At 65.1% G+C, this 2680-nt stretch carries 3 protein-coding genes; all 3 read right to left on the bottom strand.

All coding sequences use genetic code 11. From position 1 onward, the window contains the following. On the bottom strand, positions 1-457 hold a 457-nt coding region (locus tag PGX04_RS23110; protein ID WP_273740661.1), incomplete at its 3' end, for a threonine synthase. Between the two features lie 507 nt (positions 458-964). Continuing rightward, the gene (argF, locus tag PGX04_RS23115; RefSeq protein WP_273740662.1) at positions 965-1894 is read right to left on the bottom strand and encodes an ornithine carbamoyltransferase; all 930 of its coding nucleotides are present in this window, start codon (positions 1892-1894) and stop codon (positions 965-967) included. A gap of 28 nt (positions 1895-1922) precedes the next feature. Beyond that, positions 1923-2680 (bottom strand): M20/M25/M40 family metallo-hydrolase (locus PGX04_RS23120; RefSeq protein WP_273740663.1); only part of this gene is annotated, 758 nt, incomplete at its 5' end.

Consider the following 2680-nt stretch of genomic DNA (forward strand, 5'->3'; position numbering starts at 1 on the left):
AGCCGTAGGCGGCCAGCGCGGCGCTGGTGTTGCCCGTCGAGGCACAGGCCAGTCGGCCGACGCCGAGTTCTTCGGCGACCCGCACGCCGACGGTCATCCCGCGGTCCTTGAACGAGCCGGTCGGGTTCATCCCCTCGTGCTTGATCCGCAGGGTCTCGACGCCGATATCGTCCTCGAGACGAGGGACCTCGTACAGCGGCGTCGCCCCTTCCTGAATCGAGACGCCCGATTCGAACGGCAGCGCGTCGGCGTAGCGCCAGACGCCCTCGCCCTCGAAGTCGTCGAAGGTTGGCAGGTCGGCGTAGCGGACCTCGAGCAGCCCGTCACACTCGTCGCACGTGTATCGGACGTCGTCGAAGGGAGCGAAGGTGTCGCCGCACTCGATGCACTCGAGCCAGACGCCCTCGTCGGCGTCCGCAGGTCGTTCCGGTTGATCGGCCGAGAGACTGAGACTCATTGTCGGTCGAGAGGGTGGCGAGGGGGAAAAAGTGAGTGGATTCGCCGGTGGGCGACCCGCTGGGCCGCGTCGCTGACCCCGTTTCGGTGAGGTGACGACGATAGTCGAGTCAGTCGATTCCCCGAACTGCGAACCGGATCACTGCAGTCCCCGTGATCTGTGGTCGATACCCCCTTTCCCCACCGTCACAGCAGAATCAACGCGATCAGGGCCGCCGGCCCTAACACCATGAGGAGCGCCGCGAGTATCAGTCTGAACGACATGGGTCGCGTCACTTCTCGGTCGGCACAGATATAAATGTACTAGATAGTTCAGAATTATTAACACACAGCAGCGCTGACCAATATCGGATTGCTCGCGGAAACGAGCGATTTCTCCGACGGTTCAGTACGCCGCCGAACCAGCGTGGCAAGTGTTCGCGGCCGCGGGAGCCCCCGAAGCGCCACTCACCACGCATGAAAAACCTGGACCAAAAACCGATCACTCACTCCGTTCGTGATCGCCCGACTACTCGAGCAGCCAGCTCAACAGCGCCTTCTGGGCGTGCAGCCGATTTTCCGCCTGATCGAAGACGATCGAGCGGTCGCCCTCGATGACGTCGTCGGTGACCTCCTCGCCGCGGTGGGCCGGGAGACAGTGCATGACCGAGGCGTCGGGGGCGTGCTCGAGCAGGTCGGCGTTGACCTGGAAGCCCTCGAAGTCGTTCATCCGGACGTCGCGTTCGTCCTCCTGGCCCATCGAGATCCAGACGTCCGTATAGATGATATCGGCGTCGGTGACCGCCTCGACGGGATCAGTCGTAATCGTCGGATCGCCGCCGAGTTCGCGGGCCCGCTCGAGGACGGGGTCGTCGACCTCGTAGCCCTCGGGCGTCGCGATCGTCAGATCGACGTCCGTCAGCGCACAGCCGAGCGCGAAGGACTGCGCGACGTTGTTGCCGTCGCCGATCCAGGCCGCCGAGACGTCCTCGAAGCCGTCCTCGTGTTCGCGGATCGTCAGCAGGTCCGCGAGCGTCTGGCAGGGGTGGGCGTCGTCGGTGAGGCCGTTGACGATCGGCACCGAGGAGTACTCCGCGAGCACCTCGACGTTCTCGTGTTTGAAGACGCGGGCCATCACCGCGTCGACGTACCGCGAGAGCGCTCGCGACGTGTCTTTCAGCGGTTCGCCCCGGCCGAGCTGGATGTCGTCCTCCCCGAGGAAGATCGCGTGTCCGCCGAGCTGCGTCATCCCCGTCTCGAAGGAGACCCGGGTACGGGTACTCGCCTTCTGGAAGAGCATCCCCAGGGTCTGTCCGGACAGGTCAGCGTGCTCCTCGCCGGTCTCGACGGCGCGTTTGTACTCGTCGGCTCTGTCGAGAACTGCGAACAGTTCCTCCTCGGAGAGATCGTCGACGTCGAGGAAATGTCTCGGCTGTGTGTCGTCGGTATCTATCGTCATTGTAATCGTTCGTCTGGAATACGTGTATTCAGTTGTCACTGAGCGTCCGCGCGACGCGCTCGAGGATCGACACTGACCGGTCGAACTCCGATAATGGAAGCCGTTCGTCGGGCGCGTGATCGAGGTCCGAGTTGCCCGGTCCGTAGGTGACCATCGGACAGTCCCAGGCTCCGGCGTAGATATTCATGTCGCTCGTTCCGGTCTTTCGCACCAGGCGAGGATCGGCGCCTTCCTTGCGGATGGCGGCGCGAAACGCCCGTGCGACCGCCGTCCGCGGGCTCATCATCACCGGCGGGACCTTGTCCTTCCAGGTCACGGTCCCGACCTCGAGTTCGGCTTCCGCGGCTTCGCGGACGGTCCCCACGTCGAGCGCCGGCGGCACGCGCAACTGGACGTCCATCGTCGCCTCGACGGAGAGACCGTCGTCGCTGACGCCGCCTTCGATGTCGACCGGCTTGGTCGTTACCTGCTCGAAGACCGGTTCGTACTCGTCGCCTTCGAACCGGTCCTCGACGGCCGACCACCAGCGGACGGCGTGCTGGATCGCGTTCGGGTCCGGCCGGGAGGTGTGGCCGGACTCGCTGGTCGCGACGTACGTGCCGGCGATCAGTCCGCGATAGCCCAGCGTGATCCCGTCGGCTCCGGAGGGTTCGCCGTTAACGACGGCCGCCGGTGGCTCGTCTCGGTCGTCGACCAGGTAGCGTGACCCTTTCGAGTCGATTTCCTCGCCGACGACGCCGACGAAGGAAACGCCGGTCCGGACGGCAGCGGCCGCCATCGCGGCGA

The sequence above is a fragment of the Natrinema soli genome, from assembly GCF_028618695.1.

Bases quoted from the DNA above. Each gene is read 5' to 3' on its own strand.
- argF (WP_273740662.1), bottom strand. From the start codon at position 1,894: ATGACGATAGATACCGACGACACACAGCCGAGACATTTCCTCGACGTC.